The organism is Apibacter adventoris (assembly GCF_002964965.1).
Taxonomy (GTDB): Bacteria; Bacteroidota; Bacteroidia; order Flavobacteriales; family Weeksellaceae; genus Apibacter; species Apibacter adventoris.
Map to the genome: position 1 here is coordinate 1 of NZ_PSZN01000024.1, position 18,883 is coordinate 18,883.

General features: G+C 28.2%; 17 protein-coding genes. 10 read left to right on the top strand and 7 right to left on the bottom strand.

Features of this window, described 5'->3' with window-relative positions; all coding sequences use genetic code 11:
* Positions 1 to 129: 129 nt before the first annotated feature.
* The 6 genes from C4S76_RS10950 to C4S76_RS10975 form a co-directional block, all read right to left on the bottom strand.
* Positions 130 to 363: a hypothetical protein gene (locus C4S76_RS10950; RefSeq protein WP_105194518.1), complete on the bottom strand. Its 234-nt coding sequence runs from the start codon at positions 361 to 363 to the stop codon at positions 130 to 132.
* 220 nt (positions 364 to 583) lie between these two features.
* The gene (locus C4S76_RS12060) at positions 584 to 709 is read right to left on the bottom strand and encodes a DUF2085 domain-containing protein (RefSeq protein WP_105194519.1); all 126 of its coding nucleotides are present in this window, start codon (positions 707 to 709) and stop codon (positions 584 to 586) included.
* Between the two features lie 75 nt (positions 710 to 784).
* Positions 785 to 1,516 carry a metallophosphoesterase family protein gene (locus C4S76_RS10960; RefSeq protein ID WP_105194520.1) on the bottom strand — a complete coding sequence of 244 codons (732 nt, stop codon included), beginning with the start codon at positions 1,514 to 1,516 and terminating at the stop codon, positions 785 to 787.
* A gap of 49 nt (positions 1,517 to 1,565) precedes the next feature.
* Positions 1,566 to 3,395, bottom strand: coding sequence for a lysophospholipid acyltransferase family protein (locus tag C4S76_RS10965; RefSeq protein WP_105194521.1), 1,830 nt, complete (start codon positions 3,393 to 3,395; stop codon positions 1,566 to 1,568).
* Positions 3,392 to 4,642, bottom strand: coding sequence for an aspartate kinase (locus tag C4S76_RS10970; RefSeq protein ID WP_105194522.1), 1,251 nt, complete (start codon positions 4,640 to 4,642; stop codon positions 3,392 to 3,394). Before C4S76_RS10970 ends, C4S76_RS10965 begins: the two co-directional genes overlap by 4 nt.
* 17 nt (positions 4,643 to 4,659) lie before the next feature.
* On the bottom strand, positions 4,660 to 5,106 hold the full coding sequence (locus C4S76_RS10975; RefSeq protein ID WP_105194523.1) for a GNAT family N-acetyltransferase: 447 nt from the start codon (positions 5,104 to 5,106) through the stop codon (positions 4,660 to 4,662).
* 137 nt (positions 5,107 to 5,243) lie between these two features.
* Here C4S76_RS10975 and fbp point away from each other — a divergent pair, with 137 nt between their 5' ends.
* Both fbp and C4S76_RS10985 read left to right on the top strand, forming a co-directional pair.
* Positions 5,244 to 6,257 carry a class 1 fructose-bisphosphatase gene (gene fbp, locus C4S76_RS10980; protein ID WP_105194524.1) on the top strand — a complete coding sequence of 338 codons (1,014 nt, stop codon included), beginning with the start codon at positions 5,244 to 5,246 and terminating at the stop codon, positions 6,255 to 6,257.
* Complete coding sequence (locus C4S76_RS10985) at positions 6,244 to 6,705, top strand: GNAT family N-acetyltransferase (RefSeq protein ID WP_105194525.1); 462 nt, start codon at positions 6,244 to 6,246, stop codon at positions 6,703 to 6,705. Before fbp ends, C4S76_RS10985 begins: the two co-directional genes overlap by 14 nt.
* 6 nt (positions 6,706 to 6,711) lie before the next feature.
* Here the strand turns inward: C4S76_RS10985 and C4S76_RS10990 are convergent, their stop codons facing one another.
* Positions 6,712 to 9,213, bottom strand: a complete 2,502-nt coding sequence (locus tag C4S76_RS10990) for a TonB-dependent receptor domain-containing protein (protein WP_105194526.1) — start codon at positions 9,211 to 9,213, stop codon at positions 6,712 to 6,714.
* 446 nt (positions 9,214 to 9,659) lie between these two features.
* Here C4S76_RS10990 and C4S76_RS10995 point away from each other — a divergent pair, with 446 nt between their 5' ends.
* The 8 genes from C4S76_RS10995 to C4S76_RS11030 all read left to right on the top strand — a co-directional run bounded on the left by C4S76_RS10995 (position 9,660) and on the right by C4S76_RS11030 (position 18,727).
* Positions 9,660 to 12,014, top strand: a complete 2,355-nt coding sequence (locus C4S76_RS10995) for a TonB-dependent receptor (protein WP_105194527.1) — start codon at positions 9,660 to 9,662, stop codon at positions 12,012 to 12,014.
* Positions 12,015 to 12,312: 298 nt separating this feature from the next.
* Positions 12,313 to 13,104 (top strand): histidine kinase, encoded by a 792-nt coding sequence (locus tag C4S76_RS11000; RefSeq protein WP_181044110.1) that lies wholly within the window; start codon positions 12,313 to 12,315, stop codon positions 13,102 to 13,104.
* Between the two features lie 2 nt (positions 13,105 to 13,106).
* Positions 13,107 to 14,162 carry a sensor histidine kinase gene (locus C4S76_RS11005; RefSeq protein ID WP_105194529.1) on the top strand — a complete coding sequence of 352 codons (1,056 nt, stop codon included), beginning with the start codon at positions 13,107 to 13,109 and terminating at the stop codon, positions 14,160 to 14,162.
* Complete coding sequence (locus tag C4S76_RS11010) at positions 14,159 to 14,869, top strand: LytR/AlgR family response regulator transcription factor (protein ID WP_105194530.1); 711 nt, start codon at positions 14,159 to 14,161, stop codon at positions 14,867 to 14,869. Before C4S76_RS11005 ends, C4S76_RS11010 begins: the two co-directional genes overlap by 4 nt.
* A gap of 455 nt (positions 14,870 to 15,324) precedes the next feature.
* Entirely contained in the window at positions 15,325 to 16,308 is a 984-nt protein-coding gene (locus tag C4S76_RS11015; RefSeq protein ID WP_105194531.1) for an aldo/keto reductase, read from the top strand.
* Positions 16,309 to 16,317: 9 nt separating this feature from the next.
* On the top strand, positions 16,318 to 17,037 hold the full coding sequence (locus C4S76_RS11020; RefSeq protein WP_105194532.1) for a 3-ketoacyl-ACP reductase: 720 nt from the start codon (positions 16,318 to 16,320) through the stop codon (positions 17,035 to 17,037).
* Positions 17,038 to 17,089: 52 nt separating this feature from the next.
* Positions 17,090 to 17,725, top strand: a complete 636-nt coding sequence (locus C4S76_RS11025; protein WP_105194533.1) for an NAD(P)H-dependent oxidoreductase — start codon at positions 17,090 to 17,092, stop codon at positions 17,723 to 17,725.
* Positions 17,726 to 17,746: 21 nt separating this feature from the next.
* A complete protein-coding gene (locus C4S76_RS11030; RefSeq protein WP_105194534.1) occupies positions 17,747 to 18,727 on the top strand; it encodes a 2-hydroxyacid dehydrogenase in 981 nt (326 codons plus the stop codon).
* Positions 18,728 to 18,883 lie beyond the last annotated feature (156 nt).

Sequence of the window (18,883 nt, forward strand, 5' to 3'; positions counted from 1 at the left end):
AACATATTAATTAACTATAAATCAATATATTATGACTTAATTTTTATTTAATATACTAATAATCAATAAAATAATTATAAAAAAAAACCATCTATTATTATAGATGGTTTTTTTTTATAATTAAAATTATTATTTATTAATATATATTCTAATAATATAAAGAATGAGATTTAATAAAAATCCTCCTATAGCAAAATAACATGCAGATTTAGATTTTTTAGGATTTTTATTCTTTTCTACAAAGAATAAAATTATACCTACTAAAGGAAATAAGACACATGCAACTTTAAGTAAAGTGCTTAAATCTTCTTCATTAGAAGGATCTTGTTGATTAAAATTTTCAGATTGATTTTCTGTTGACATAATTTATAAATTTTAATGATTATTATTTATTTAATATATATTCTAAAATAAAATTCCCAATAAATTTACCTAAACAAGAAGCTAGAGAAGCTAATCCTATACCACATAAAAACCAGTAATTACTCTTAATATGTTATTACTTTATCTTTTAAAAAATAATTGTGTTGATCCATCAAAATATGCAGGTAAAAGCAATAAAATAGAATACCAAACATTTATATCAAAAAAATGAGAAGGGAACAAAAGCTATATAAATTCCTGTGCATCGTGCACACAAAGGAAATTGTTTTCTTTTCCAAAAAAATGATCGTTCCGGTTTTTGATGACAGGTATGAAATTTATACATAGTTTAATTTAGTTTGGACGGCAAAAGTAAAAAAAATGTTAATATAAAAAAATATAAATTATCTATAATTAGTATTTATATGTTTCTTCCTTTTTCATTAGAATATAAAGATGTAAGTACATCGCTTTGCCAAAACTCTTTTGTATCAATATCTAATACAGATATTTTACCAGTAAAAGCAGCTCCTGTATCTAAATTCCATACGCAAGCTTTTTTCGTAGGAAAAGGTGAATTTATATGTATTGTAGGAGTATGACCTATATAAATTTCTTTATAAATTTTTAATCTTTTTGGATATAAAGGTGAATTTATACATAAGTTTGTGTCCATAGCTGTTGCAGTTTCCCAAAGTGTTCTATCCCAATAAAACATATCTTCATGAGTTTCATTTTCAATACCTCTTACGTGTGTAAAACCTGCATGTAAGAATAACCGTTTTTTGTCATCGAGGTAGTAAGTTAATAGATTTTCTAAAAATTTAATATGTTTTTTTTTTGTTTTATCAGAGATATTCGCATAATTTTTAATTGTAATAGCTCCACCATGTTTTAACCATTTAGGATTAGGAGTATTGGATTTTAACCAATTTAGTAAAAGAACATCATGATTTCCTTTTATGAAAATACAATTAAATTTTTTTTTCAATTCAATTAGAAAATCTAAGGTGTTAGGAGTATCACTCCATCCATCTACATAATCTCCCAAGAAAATAAGAAGATCATTTTCAGTTATTTCAGCCTTTTTTAATACTTGTTTTAAACCTTTAAGTCCACCATGAATATCACCTATTACTAATTTTCTTTTCATTAATTAAATTTTTTTTAAAATGATTTTGAAATTAGCGATTAAATTATGATTATTTATGATTATTATTACATTTTTTTGTCACTTCATTTTGTAACTCTTCGAGAACCGGTTTTATTGTACTTTCTGGTAAATCGCTAATTCTAATATACATTAAACCATCAATAGCATCGTTAAATTTAGGATCTACGTTAAATGCTATTACTCTAGCATTTTGTTTAAAGTATTTTTTTATTAAAACAGGCAATCGTAAAGCAGGTTCTAATTCATCAATTAATTTATCAAACTTATTTAAATCATCTTCTGCAGCATCAAAAAATAGATCTTTTTCGTTTTCTTTTAATTTTACTTTAAATTCATTTTTAGGGTGTACATATTGAGCTACATATGCATCAAAATAATGAGAACGCATAAATTCAACCATTATAGATTTAGAGAAATTTGAAAATTGATTGCTTATACTTACACCTCCAATTAAATATTTGTAATCAGAATGTCTTAAACATACATGAACAATTCCTCTCCATAATAAAAATAAAGGTAAAGGCTTTTGTTGAAATTCTGAAATAATAAATGCCCTTCCCATTTCAATAACTCTTTTAAAAAACGGATAGAGTTCTGTATCAAATTCAAATAAAGAAGCCGTGTAAAAGCCATTGATTCCGTATTTTGTATAGATACTTTTACCCATTCCCATCCTATAAGCTCCTACAATAAGTTCATTTTCACTATCCCATAAAAATAAATGATGATAAAACTGATCAAATTCATCTAAATCAAAAGGCTCATTTGTGCCCTCTCCTACTTCTCGAAATGTTAGTTCCCTTAATCTTCCAATTTCTCTTAAAATATTGGGAATTTTTTCTGCTTTGCTAAAAAATATTTCATATTGGTAATTAGTAAATAATTGACAATCAAATTCTCTTAGAAGTTCTATTTCTTTTTTTATATTGTTTTTAGGAGTTTCTTCTATAATAGGTTTTACTTCATCAGAATTTGCTGATTTGGTCATAGCGGAAACAGAAAGAAATTTTACATTTTTAAAAGGATTTTTTGTCATGGTATAAAAGGATTTAAGCATATAAACCTTATTCCTTAAAAAATTACCATAATCTTTTATATCAGAATATTCTTGTTGCTGTTTTATAGATATAGGCTTTCCAATTCTTATTTGTATAGGTTGTTTCCTTTTCCTTACCATTTCAGATGGAAGTAAAGCCGTTTGCAGGTCAGGATGTATATCATAAGCTTTATAAAAAAGTTTACTGTTTTTAGCGTGAAAATACATAGGAATTACCGGTACCTTTGCTTTTTGTATAAATTTAAGACCGCTTTCTGTCCATTCTCTATCTTGATATTCTTTTGTTTTAGAATTATAATGAGATACTTCTCCTGCCGGGAAAATAGCTAAACAGTGTCCTTCTTTTAAAAAACGGAAAGCTTCTACAATTCCGTTTTTACTATCAAAACTTTCTTTTCTTGTTTCAAAAGGATTTACGGGTATAACTATATTTTTTAAGGGATTAATTTTTTTTAATAAAAAGTTGGCCATCATTTTAAAATCAGGGCGTATTTCCGATAGTATTTTCATTAAGATAATACCATCTAAGGCACCTAAAGGATGATTAGATACAATAATAAATGGACCTTTCTCCGGTATTCTTTTTAGGTCTTCTTCATGTATATGATAAGATACTTTAAAATTTTTTAAAATTGTGGATAAAAATTCTTTTGTAGGTAAATTTTTAGTTTTATCATATTCTTCGTTTACCCGATTGAGTCGAAAAGTTTTTAATATAATCCATGAAATACATTTCCCTAAAAATCCAAATTTTTTTAGTTTTAAAACATCTTGTATATCGTTTAAAGAAATTAAGCTCATAACGAATCATTTATAACTACTTGATAGGTATCTTTTACTAATTGTTCTAACAAAACATTTTTATTGCTTTTAAGTTTATGCTGTATTTCAGCATTAGAATGTCGAATAGTATATAAAGATACATTTTTAATAATATTTAATTTAAAAAATATTTCTAATTCTTCTATTAATTTACTTAAATTATTATACTTATCTTCAACACATAAAGATATTGAAACAGCTGCTATATTTAACATAGTAACTTTAATGTTTAGAACAGATAATTTATTAAAAATATAACTTAAATTTTTTTCTTGCATAAATGAAAAATCACGTGATGATATTGTTAAAAGATGTATATCTTTTTTTAATATAAAGCAAGGAATTAAAGGATCAATAGTTGCCCCTTTTTTAATAATGGTTCCTTTTTTTTCTGGATATATAAAAGACCTAACATTTAGTGGTATTTCTTTTTGTTGTAATGGTTGTATGGTTTTTGGGTGTATAACAGAAGCTCCGTAAAAAGATAATTCTATAGTTTCTTCATAAGAAATAAATTTTAACAATTGAGCTTCTTTAAAATATTTTGGATCTGCATTCATTACTCCAGGTACATCTTTCCATATAATCATATTTTCAGCTTGTAAGCAATAAGCAATAATTGCAGCTGAATAATCTGATCCTTCACGTCCTAGTGTTACACTAAAGTAATTGTCATCTGCAGCTAAAAAACCTTGAGTAACATATACTTTAGAAGTATCAAAATTTTCAAAATTTTTTTCAGTTAATTTCCAAATTACTTTTCCTTCTCTATAAGTATTGTCAGTTTTTATATAGTCTCTGATATCAATCCAAGTATTTATTATTTCGGATTTATTAAGATAATTGCTTACAATTTGACTGGAAATAAGTTCACCAAAACTTACAATTTGATCATAAATAAAATTATAATTTTGAGACTTATTTTTCTTCAGAAATGTATATAGATCAGAGAAATATTTATTGATAATAGTAAAAATATTTTCCTTATAATCAAATAGTTGCGAAAGTATTTCAAAATGATTTTTCCTTATTTTTTCAATACAATCCGAATAATTATTGTTGACAAAATAAGAATTTACAATTTCTTCTAATTCATTAGTGGTATTACCCATAGCTGAAACAACAATAACTGTATTATTATAACCAGAAGTACGTAAAACATTTACAACGTTTTTAATACTATCAGCATCTTTAACAGAAGCCCCACCAAATTTATAAACATTCATAAGGACATTAAATGTTATTATAATTCTAAACGACTAATTTGCCAGATTTCACTAATTTCAGCACCCATTTTTTTATAAAAATTTTTAGCTTCAATATTTATACTATGTACCTCCCACTCTATTCTTTTTAATTGTTCAGTTTTAGCTATAGAAATTAACTTTTCCATTAATAATTTACCTATTCCTTCATTACGGTAACTTTCATCTACAAATAAATCTTCCAAATGAATATGTTTGCCTTTCCAAGTAGAATACCTATAATAATAAATTGCAATTCCTGCTATAATATTATTTTTTTTTGCTGTTAAAATATGAAAAATAGGAGATGTAGTAGAAGTAAGGTTAATAAATTCTTTTAAACTTATAATAGAGTTACTATCTTCTCCTTCATAAACAGCCAATTTTTGTATCAACTTATAGCAATGTGTTATTTCATTCGGTGCTGCTTTATTAATAGTTATCATATTGTTTTACAGAAATATAAATTATATTTTTATATAATTTTAATTAAACAAAGATATGATAAATATAAATATAGTTATAAAGTAAAGCTAAAAATGAATATATTTGGATTGAAGATAACCACAAATATAGGTTTAAAATGAAAATAATAAATCCGCAAACACTAGGAGAATTTATCATAGAAAAACAATCTGAATTTCAATATTCTTCAGGAGAATTATCGAGACTTTTAAGTGCGATTAAATTGGCATCTAAAGTTGTTAATCAAGAAGTTAATAAGGCAGGTTTGGTAGATATTATCGGAGCTATGGGAAACAAAAATGTACAAGGAGAAGAACAGCAAAAATTAGATGTTTTTGCAAATGAAGTTTTTATAGCGGCGTTAAATAACAGGGAAGTAGTATGTGGAATAGCTTCAGAAGAAAATAAGGATTTTATTGAAGTAAAAGCAGGAAAAAATGCTAATGAAAGTAAATATGTTGTTTTAATAGACCCCTTAGATGGTTCTTCAAATATAGATGTAAATGTAAATGTAGGAACTATTTTTTCTATATATAGGAGAGTTACTTCTGAAGGAACGCCCGTAGAACTTAAAGATTTTTTACAACCAGGAAATAAACAAGTGGCAGCAGGGTATGTAGTTTATGGTTCTTCTACTATGATAGTATATACAACAGGATACGGAGTAAATGGATTTACTTTAGACCCGGCTTTAGGTGTTTATTATCTTTCACATCCAGATATTAAAATCCCTGAAAAAGGGAATATATATTCCATAAATGAAGGAAATTATATAAAATTTCCTTTAGGAATAAAAAAATACATAAAATATTGTCAAGAAGAAGAAGGAGAAAGACCCTATACCTCTCGATATATTGGTTCATTAGTAGCTGATTTTCATAGGAATATGTTAAAAGGAGGAATTTATTTATATCCGTCTTATTCCCATGCGCCAAAAGGCAAACTACGTTTGCTTTACGAATGTAATCCTATGGCCTTTCTAGCTGAACAAGCAGGTGGTTCTGCTAGTGATGGTTTTACTCGTATTTTAGATCTGAATCCTATAGAATTACACCAAAGGTCACCTTTTATTTGTGGATCAAAAGAAATGGTTATAAAAGTTGAGGAATTTATGAAAAATGCAAACGAATAATTTTAAAAGTGTAGTAAAGAAGTTTAATGAATTAACTTTGTATGAATTGTATGAAATAATGCAATTGCGAAATGAAATTTTTATTGTTGAACAAAATTGCCCTTATCAGGACTTAGATAATAAAGATTTTAAAGCAACACATATTCTTGTGTATTTAGATGGTAAACTGGTAGCTTATTCTCGTATTTTTGATGTAGGAATCACCTTTAAAGAAGCCTCTATAGGTAGGGTAATTACCCATAAAAAAGTACGTTCATCAGGAATAGGTAAATTATTAATGGAAAAGTCAATAGAAACCATATATGAACTTTATGGAAAACAAAACATAAGAATAGGAGCACAATATTATGCTATTCCTTTTTATAAAAAATTTAATTTTGTAACAGAAGGTGAAGTTTATTTAGAAGATGGAATTAAGCATATTGAGATGATAAAACATGCTAAATAGGAATAATTATTTATAAGGTATGTTAAAACTATTTTTTTGTTTATCATTATCTATAATTGTATTTTCTTTTTTAAGATTTTTTAACTTTCCGAAGTTATAAGATAATTTTAAATAAAATATTTGATTATCATCTTTTTGATAAGAATTAGTATTTAGGTTATGACTTATAATACCAGCTGCAATTTTACTGTTATTAAACAAATTTTCTACCCCGAATGATGCTTTAAAAGTTTTGTTATAAAAAGATTTTGATAATTCAAAATTTGAATAGTTAAAAGGTCTATTTGCAGTATATATTTTATAATTTCCTTTATTAGTACTGAACAAATAAAATCCAGAGAATTTTAAATCCATAGGAAGAAAGATTTGTGTATAAAAACTAAAAATCCATATAGGTTTTACCTTATTTATATAAGGATAGTCATCAAGTTTAAAATAATTATACATATTAAAAAAATACAGAAAACTCATTTTATCAACATTTAAGGGCTCTTTAAAAAATTTTTTACCTTTTCTAATTAGATCAAAAGGAATTGGTATTCCTAAAGAAATGTTATAATTTTTTAATCCGTTAAATGTTTGAGTTGTCTGGTTTACTTTAAGAGAATTATCTTTAGTTTCAAAAGAAAGTAGGTTTACCTGATTAGAATATGTGTATTGAAAACCTAAACGTAAATAATTAAAAGCACTGAAAGTTATCTCATAATTATTGTAAAAATCCGGTTTTAAATAAGGATTTCCTGTAGTTGTATTGAATTCATCATAATATCCATTTATGTTAGGATCTAAATTAGTGTAGGGAGGGAGTGATATACTTTTTCTATATGATGTAGTAAAATTAAGTATAGGAGTTATTTTATATAAAAAGCTTATAGAAGGATACATTTTGTCTAATCGATTATTAATTTCTCGAACATATTCCTTTATATGACTTTTATATTTCAAATTTTCATAACGTAAACCAGCAGTAATATTTAATTTTTTAAAGTTTTTATTTACCTCTGTGTAAAAAGCATATTGATAATCATCATAATCAAAAGTAAGATTAGAAATATACTCCGGATATTCAAATATAGAAGAAGACTTGTTCATTAAATTATATTTTCCTGAACTTGATGAATGAGTGATAGAATATTTTCCACCTAAATTTACACTTAAGTCTATTTTTTTTATTGGAATTTCAAAGTTTGATTTTGCATAAAAATTATTATAATTCAAATCAATTTTATTGATAGAGTAAGAATTGATACCTGAATTATTTTGAGCATTTTTATTACTAGATATTTTATCATAATGAGAAAAATAGGTTGTAACATCAAATTTTGTTCCTAGACTGTCTAATTGAGTTTTATATTGAGTTATTATTTCGTGATTAGAGTTTTTGTTTGTGGATTTGTTAGTAGAAGATAAATCTATAGATTTAATAGAATTAAGGCTTTCAGAATTAGTAGTGTTAAAAAGATCATTATATGTATAACTATAATTATAATTAATAAGTAAATTACTTTTATTTCCTAATTTTATATTAGCTGAAGGTCGAAAATAATAATAACGATTATATCCTTCATCTTTTCCTTTTTGATAGAAAAAAATATGCGGAAAAAAATAAGTGAATTCTCTTTCATAATTATTTGTTTTGTTCCATTCCCTATAATTAAATCCGCTATTCAATTGTACACTTATATTATTAAGTCGAGAATTTATATTAATAGAAGGAGATATTTTATTATTTCGGTTAAAACGATAATTTAAAGTAGCAGCTCCATTAATACCTCTCAAAGCATTTCCGTTGGTAATAATATTAATAATTCCTCCTCCCGTATTTGCATCATAAGAAGCTCCGGGATTATTTATAATTTCAATTTTTTCAATAGAACTTGCTGGGATACTTTGTAAAAGATTTTCCAAGTCAGAACCTGTCAAACCTGAAGGGGAATTATCAATATAGATAGCCATAGATTTACCGTTGACAGTTAACTCTCCACCAAAACCTTTAATCACACCAGGCAGTTTTTTAACAGCATCTTCTATGCTTCCTCCGGATAATAAATCATTATCTTTTACCATATAAATGGTTTTATTTGCCTCAAATTTCACTAAACTTTTGCGTTCTCCTGTTATAGTAACTTCATGTATTTCCTTTTCTTTAGAATATATGGGTGCTTTATTAAAAAGAAATATTTCATTGATTTCTAAAGAATCAGAGGTTTTTTCAGTTATTTCGAAAGTAGATAATTCGGTTTCATAGCTCTTAGTTGTAACAATAAATTTATATTCACCATTAACTTTAGGAATAATATAATAATTTATACATTTATTAGATTTAAAAGTATTAATATCTATATAAGAGTTATTTTGTTTATACTGTAGGGTAATTTTTTTATTTGTACTATCTTTTCTACAAGGAATATCAGGATTTATAATTTTAGAAATAATAACTAAACTATCCTGAGTATAAGCAAACAAAGAAATAAAAAAAGAAAAGAATACAATAATTAAAAATTTCATGGAAATCTTTGTTTTAGTTACTTTATAAAAGATAAAAAACAAAGGTAATTAAAAATAGAATCCATTAATATAAATATATAATTATAAACATATTTTAAAGGTATTATTAAAAAATATAATAATAAAAAAATATAATTTATCTGTTTTAGAGTATATATAAAAAAAATGGAATCTGAACAATAAACAATGATTTAGAAACGTGCAAACTATTGTCTTCTATATTTCATTTTCATAGTACGAATTAAATCTATGACAATGATTATAATTTATTTGGATTAACCGCTTTTTACCTTTTAATACTATAATAAATCATTGCCAATCTTATATTCTATTATCATTTCAGCACCATCCGTCTATCAAAAACATGTCTTTGTCTACTTTTTTTGAATGCTAATAAAACTAAATATAGATTTACAAAATGTCAAATTCTATAAATAGTCGTAGATATGAAATATTTTGTTATTAGCTTTTTAATAGGATTCTTATGTTATGCTCATATAAAAGCACAAGTAACAAACGATCAATTTACTCAAACGATACGTGGCATAACCGTTGATTCTCAGTCCGGAAAACCATTATCTTTCATCTCAATTGGAATATCGGATATACCTGAGATAGGAACGACAACAGATGAGCAAGGAAATTTTATATTGAAAAATGTCCCGGTAGGAAGACATACTATTCAAGCAACATGTGTAGGTTACCAACCATTTTTTATTCGTGAAATCCTTGTAACTACATCAAAAGAAGTCTATTTGGAAATTCCGATGACGGAAAGTTCACATGAACTAAGTGAAATTACTATAAGCGCTTATGAAAAAGATGCCCCAATAAATAAAATGGCACTGACAGGAGCACGTATGTTAAGCGTGGAAGAAGCTAGCCGCTTTGCAGGAGGATTGGATGATCCCGCCCGTTTAATTTCTTCATTTGCGGGAATCGCATCTGCACCATCTTCAAATGGAATATCCGTTCACGGTAACGCGCCACATCTGCTACAATGGAGATTAGAAGATGTTGAAATACCAAATCCCAATCACTTTGCCGATATACAAACCCTTGGCGGGGGTATACTATCTTCACTTAGCAATAAGGTTCTTGGTAATTCTGATTTTTTCTCCGCCGCTTTTCCCGCTGAATATGGCAATGCAGTATCAGGAGTTTTTGATATGCGTATGAGAAATGGGAATACTCAAAATAGAGAATATACTTTACAAATTGGGACTTTAGGGATAGATTTAGCATCCGAAGGAGCGATTAATAAGAAACAAAATTCTTCCTATATTATAAACTATCGGTATTCGCTTATTGGTTTGATGAACAAGATGGATAAAGATTCAACCTCAAATCATTTTAACTATCAGGATTTGAATTTGAAATTAAACTTTCCGACAAAAAAAACAGGCACTTTTTCCGTTTGGGGTACTGCATTATATGATAGCTATAAGCAAAAATTTGAAAAAGATCAGGAAAAATGGGAATATTTTTCAGATAGAAATAAAGGTCAATCAAAGCAATATATGCTTTCAGGTGGATTAACGCATCGCTATTTCTTCAATGATAATACGATGTTTAAAAGCTCTTTGGCAAGTACATATGCGAAATATAATGTAAAACAGGATGTATTTGACGCCAATATGAACTCAACTCCTTATGGATATCTTGATAGTCATACTACCAATTTAATTTTCAACGCATCTCTAAATAAAAAATTCAGTCATAGATTTACCAATAAAACAGGATTTACTTATACAAAAATGTTTTATGGAATGAATTTGCAAAAAGCACCTCATGAAGCTTATCCACTCGAAACAATTTCACAAGGTAAAGGAAATACTGAATTAATATCGGGCTATACAAGCGCATCGTTTGGACTAAGCGATAGAGTGGTATTCAATCAGGGTATATACAGCCAGATTCTAACCCTAAATAATCATTGGACTATTGAACCTCGCATTTCCATGAAGTGGAAGAGCGGGGATCGAACCTACTTTGCAATTGCATATGGTATGCATAGTAGAATGGAAAAAATAGATGTTTTTTTTGTAAAAACTCAAAGCACAGGCAGCAAATCAATGAATAAAGATTTAGATTTCACAAAAGCGCATCATGCGATGTTAACTTATAGTCATAAATTATCAGACAATACTAATTTAAAGATAGAACCATATTTTCAGTATCTTTATGATGTGCCGGTAATAACAGATAGTTCTTACTCAGTATTAAACAGGGATCAGTTTTATGTTGAAGAACCTTTGGTTAATAAAGGGAAAGGAACAAATTTAGGTATTGATATTACTTTGGAGAGATATCTTAATAAAGGCTATTATTATTTGATAACTGCTACATTGTTTGATTCAAGATATAAGGGAGGAGATGGGGTTTGGCATAATACAAAATTTAACCGGAATTATATATTGAATGCTTCGGGAGGAAAAGAATGGATATTTGGAAAAAGGAAGAATAAAATACTTAGCGCCAATCTTAGGTTAACGTTACAAGGCGGTGACCGTTATTCTCCTTTAGACGTTGAAGCAACAATGAATGATCCTGATAAAGAAGCCAAATATAATGAACGAAAAGCCTACTCCAAACAATTAGGGGCAATGCTCTTGTTAAATTATACCTTGAGCTATCGCGTTAATAATAAAAAAAGATCGTATGAATGGGGCATTGTAGGTTTAAATGCGACAAGCGCAAAAGAATTTTATGGACACAGATATAATTTTAAAACCGGCGCAATAGAGAAAGATAGAGATTCTTCTTCGATAAGTAATCTCTATTATAAACTTGAATTTTAAATTATGATAAGTATTTTTAGATAAAAAGAATATAATATTGAAATCAAATAAAGAAAAATATAGTTTTCTGCCTGATTTATTGACAAAAAAACGGTTCGGAATATGGAGACATATTTTTCTCATTTTATCTATTGCGATTATTGAGATAAATAGCACTTTAATTACTTACGGTAAAAATTACTCTATTCTCGAAAATAAGATATATTGGATAATTCTTTTTTCTTTAATATTAGACATGACTATTATCTATTTCAATTTATATATTCTTGTTCCGAAATTATTATTAAAGAGTAAGTATTTGCAATACACAGTCACATTGTTAATATTAATAACCTTCTCTATTGTAACTAATCTGGGTTTTGAATACTTTATTTTCAAACCTAAGAATACTATATTTGATTCCTCGCTCACTTCTTATTCGGAGATAAATCTCATTATCGAGTTGGTTCGTTCGTTCTTGATATCTGGAATTTATATAGTGGGTATTTCAATGAGTGTACTATTTAAAAGTTGGCTAATGAATATTCAGCGTATTAATCAGTTGGAAACTGATGATTTACGCTCTCAATTAGAAAGAATGAAAGAAAAAGTAAGCCCATCTTTCTTATCCCGAATATTAAAGAAATCAGCTTCTCTAGCAATATCAGCGCCGGAAGAATCGTCTGCGATGCTTCTGAATTTAAGTAAGATACTTAGATATCAATTATATGATTGCGGCAGGGATAAAGTTTTGTTAAGTTCTGAGATCGTTTTTTTAACGAATTACCTCAGTCTTGAAAAAAACTATCTCGAAAATTTTGATTTTATTATCAATAAAAATGGGGATATGACACATCTTTTTATACCTCCATTATTGTTTCTTCCATTTATTCAGCAATCTATCATATCTAATCATGAGCTTAACAATAAATTAATTCTGCAACTTAGCTTTTTAGTAGAAAATAATCTTTTGCAGTTCAGTTGTATAAGCAATAACGTTGAGAATATAAATTATTCGCATGTTAACCATAGACTCGAATTATTGTATCATAATAAATATTCGATAAAAATACAAAATGAAAAAGAACTGACTATCCAAATCGCTATATAAATATGTTTGTAAACAGTATAAATAACACCTTTATCCCCAATATCCTGACCGGCTCAAAGTTCAGATTATTCAGGCATTTTATTCTATTGTTTATCATCAGTATTGTAGCATCTTGTATGAATCTCAATGGTGCATATAAAGCATCCTTTTATCAATATTATGAATGGTTGGTATTCTTTATAATATTTACCGGGGTTATATATATTAACATGTATGTTATGGTTCCTTCATTCTTATTGAAAAATAGAAGTTCGGTATATTTTATACTTTTGTTCTTAATTATTCTCATATTGTTACTACTAATATCACTTTCACAATTTGTATTTCATATTGTTGATTTGAGTAAAGGTATAAACTACGTTAGTCTCTTCCTTAGTTTGACAAACTCAATTATAGCCTTTGGTATTATTATTATTTGTTCATCAACATTTATTATTTTAAAAAACTGGATTATAAATAATAAACGGATAAGGGAACTGGAAACAATTACCGTAAATGCTGAATTACAACAATTGAAAAATCAAATCAACCCACACTTTCTTTTCAATATTCTTAATAATGTGAACATCATGATAAAACACAATCCGATAATGGCTGCAGAAATGCTTACAAAATTTAATGATCTACTATCTTATCAAATAGATGGCAGTACTAAAGAGTTTGTTTCCCTCGATGATGAAATCAGATTTTTGACCGATTATCTCGAATTGGAGAAATCTCGTAGAAACAGGTTTAATTATGCTATTTTAAAAGAAGGAGTATTACACACGATTAAAATACCTCCTATGTTATTTATACCTTTCATTGAAAATGCGGTAAAACATAGCTCCGGAAATAAAAACATGTCTTATGTTGATATCTCATTCAAAATAAATAACTCGCAATTATTATTCTTATGTGTAAACTCAAAACCCCAAAGCCCGCCGATTAAGACAGAAGGAGGATTAGGATTGGCAAATATAAGACGTCGTCTGGAATTGCTCTACAAAAATGATTTTGCTTTGAAAATACACGAAACCAATACAATATATTCTATTACATTAAATTTGAAAATATGAAGTGTATTATAGTTGATGATGAACCGATTGCTCGCTTGGGACTTGCAGCCTTAGTGGATAAAATCTCTCAGTTGCAGCTTGTCGGTAGCTTCGAAGATGCTGAGTCCGCATCTGAATTTATGTTAGATAAAACTGTCGATTTAGCATTTCTTGATATCCAAATGCCGGGAATAAATGGAATCAATTTTGCAAAAAAAATACCTCGAACCACTCTTGTTATATTCACTACGGCTTATTCGGAATATGCACTTGATAGTTACGATGTTGATGCTATAGACTATTTGGTAAAACCTATAGAAGAAGATCGCTTAGCAAAAGCAGTGCAAAAAGCCGTTGCTTATCATACCTTATTGATGAATGAAGAAAAGGGAAACATGGGAGATATTAAATCTGACCATATTTTTGTAAAATCAGAAAGAAAATTCTTCAAAATTTATTATAGAGATATCCTATTTATTGAAGGTTTGAAAGATTATATTATCATCCAGACAGAAAATAAAAGAATTATTACTAAAATGTATTTGAAAAACATATTAGAATTACTACCTCACAACATCTTTTTTCGTATCAATAGATCATATATAGTCAATCTGAATCGGATTGAATCTTTTAATAACAACGATATTTTCATCAATATATATGAAATTGGAATAGGAAACAATTATCGGGAAGCATTTTTTCAAAGGATAATTCCGGAAAAGCGTTAACATCTTACAAATTTCTAAAATAGACGAATTGGTATATTAAACGTGCTAATCTGTCTACTTTTTCATAAGCTATATGGGTGATTCATATATTTACAATATCTCTAATTCCCAATTATATATGGAAAAAGAAGTCTTAGTATTAATCTAAACATATATAATATGGGAAATTTAGTTAATTTGGACTTGTTTAAATTATTAATTAATAACTCATAAGAAAACATTACATCCACATGATGATTTTAGATTCCTGATAAAATAAAAAATATTTTAATGAAGTTTTCCTTAATATAGAAAAAAGGATACAAACGAAAAAAAATAATCAAATACAAACAGTAATATATTGAACATTTAGTCAAAGTATGTACTTTTTTAGAATAAAAAATAAATACTTATATTATAAAATTAATATACAGACTCGATAATATTAACTAATTTTATGCTATAAAAATAAAAAAATGGAGTATAAAAAGCTAGGAGATTCAGAATTATTTCTATCAGTAATAACTTTTGGAGCTTGGGCTGCCGGAGGATGGATGTGGGGTGGCTCCAATAGAAAAGATGCCGTAAATGCTATTAAATCAGGATTTGAGGTAGGAATTACTTCTATTGATACAGCCCCCATTTATGGACAAGGAACCAGTGAAGAGATTGTGGGAGAAGCTATTAAAGAATTTTCAAGAGATAAAGTTCAGATTTTGACAAAGTTTGGAATGCGATGGGACTTACCCAAGGGTGACTTTGTTGCACATAGTAAAGACAATTCAGGCAAAGAGATTGATATTTATAAATATGCAGGTAAAAAAAGTGTAATATATGAATGTGAACAAAGCTTAAAACGATTAGGAACAGATTATATTGATCTGTATCAAATGCATTGGCCGGAAACAATTACTCCTATTCAGGAGACATTTGAAGCTGTTTCAACATTAATAGAACAAGGGAAAATAAGATATGCCGCTGTTTGTAACTATTCTGCAGCTCAAATGGAAGAAGCAGAAAAATACTGCAATATAGTATCTAATCAGCTTCCTTATAGTATGATGAATCGTAAAATAGAAGCAGAGACTATTCCTTATTGCATAAAAAATAATAAATCTATTTTGGCTTATAGTCCTATGGAACGAGGTTTATTAACCGGAAAAATAAAACCGGATCATATCTTTGCTGCAGGAGATGGAAGAAGCAATATGAAAATATACCGACCGGAAAATATCCAAAAAGTAAATGAATTTTTAGACAGAATAAAACCAATTGCAGAAGAACATGGTGCTACTCTGGCACAATTAGTACTTAACTGGACAATAAAACAGCCGGGAATAACCATTGCTTTAGCTGGTGCCAGAAATGCAGAACAATCTCTTCAAAATGCAAAAGCGGCAGAAATTACGCTTACACAAGAGGATATTGACTTTATAAATAAAGAAATAGCAAAATTATAAAATAAAAATATGGAAAATCTTAAAGGAAAAAAAGCATTAGTTACAGGAGGTAGTCGTGGACTAGGAAAAGCAATAGCCTTAGCTTTAGCTGCTGAAGGAGTGGAGGTCGCTATTACAGGACGCAACGAAAAATCTTTGAAGGAAACAACTAAAGAATTGCAAACCAGAGGAATAAAAACAATGTATTCTGTTTTTGACATTTCAAATTTCCAGGAAGTAGAATTTTCTTTAAAAAAATTACAAAATGATTTTGGGACCTTTGATATTCTAATTAATAATGCAGGAATTGCAGCATTTGGAAGTTTCTTGGATATGCCTGAAAAGGAATGGATGAATATTGTACAAACCAATCTATTCGGACCTTATTATGTATCTAAAACCATACTTCCCTCTATGGTAGAAAAAAAAGGAGGAGATATAATTAATGTTTCCTCAACTGCAGGATTAAAAGGGGGGGCTACTACATCTGCATACAGTGTTTCAAAAGCAGGATTAATTTCTCTTTCCGAATCCTTGATGTTTGAAATGAGAAAACATAATATACGTGTGACAACATTAACTCCTAGTACAATTGCTTCTGATATGTCTGTGAAAGAACTGAAAATAACCGATGGAAATCCTGAAAAAGTTTTACAACCAGAAGATTTTGCAGATTTAGTGATTGATATTTTGATGCTTAACAAAAGAGCTTTATTAGCCAATGCATCCCTTTGGTCTACCAATCCATAAAAAAAGAAAAGAATTTAATTAATAAAAATAAAAGAAAAAGAATAAAAATAGTATGGGATTATTAGAAGAATCTAAATGGAGATATGCTACAAAAAAATTTGATCCTTCCAAAAAACTAGATCAGGACCAAGTAGATAAAATAGTAGAAGCAGCTTATCTAGCACCAACTTCATCAGGATTACAACCTTTTAAAATACTTATTATAACCAATACGGAATTAAAAGAAAAAATTTATCCTATAGCAAAAAACCAGCAACAAGTAATAGATTGTTCTCACTTTTTAGTATTTGCAGGTTGGGATAATTATACTGAGGAAAGAATAGACTATATCTATCATTTAATAACTAGTGAAAGAGATCAGGGTAAAGATCAATATAAACCTTATACCGATTACATTAAATCTATATATCTTTCAAGACCTGAACATTTAAATTTTGAACATATAGCACGTCAGGTATATATAGCGTTTGCCTACTCCATAGCTATGGCTGCCGAACTGAAAGTAGATGCAACCCCAATGGAAGGATTCAATAATGAGGCATTAGACAATTTATTGAATCTTCATGAACAGGGACTGAAAAGTGTAGTTGTATTACCGTTAGGATATAGAGATGCCGAAAATGACTGGTTAGTAAACCTAAAAAAAGTAAGACATCCAAAAAATGAATTTGTAATGGAAATAAATTAATAAATTACAAATATTAAGAATATGAAAATATTTATTTCCGGAGTTATTCCCCAAATTGGCGTGAAGATGCTTCAAGAAGAAGGGTATATAGTTGAGGAATGGAATCATTCTCAACCCATTACTTTAAATAAATTGATTGATAAATGTAAAGATGCAGACGGCTACATTAATGTTATGTCTCCTGTTTCGGGAAAGTTTTTAGAAGCCTGTTCTCAATTAAAAGTGATATCTACTTTTTCTGTTGGTTTTAATCATATTGATATTCCAACATCTACCCGTTTAGGTATTCCGGTGGGTAATACTCCTGAAGTATTGAGTAATGCTACAGCAGATACGGCTTTTTTATTAATGTTGAATGTTTCAAGAAAAGCATTTTTCAATTACCGAAGGATTATAGAAGGAAACTGGAAACCCGGTTTTTTATCTGTGGATTATTTAGGACAGGAATTGAACGGAAAAACTTTGGGAATATTCGGAATGGGGCGCATAGGTTTTAAAATGGCTGAAAAATGCAAGGGAGCATATGGGATGAAGGTGATTTATCATAATCGTCATAAACAAGAGCAAGCAGAAAAAGAATTAGGAGCTACTTATGTCTCTTTCGAAGAATTATTGAATCAAGCAGATGTATTGAGTATACATGCTCCTTTATCTGAAGAGAATGAAGGTATTTTTAATGATTCTACCTTTAAAAAAATGAAAAATACTTCTATTCTAATAAATACGGCTAGAGGTGCTATGGTGAATGAAAAGGATTTGATTCAGGCTCTTCAAAGCGGTCAAATATGGGGTGCAGGATTAGATGTAACAGATCCGGAACCAATGAAAGCAGATAATCCTCTGTTACAAATGGAAAATGTGGCAATTACTCCACATATTGGATCTGCTACGGTAGAATCTCGAAATGCTATGTCTGTATTATGTGCAAAAAATATAATTGCAGGAATAAAAGGTGAAAAATTACCCTGCGTAGTAAATCCGGAAGTTTATAAAAATAATTAAATTAACATATTCGCAATTAGTAATAGATAAAAAAGCGGTTTTAACCGTTTTTTTTATCTATTGAGTTTAAATTTTTTTAGGATGAATGATAAATTTTCATTAGTTAAAAAAGATATCATCAATTCATTCAAGGTTTTAATATTTTAAATATTTTAT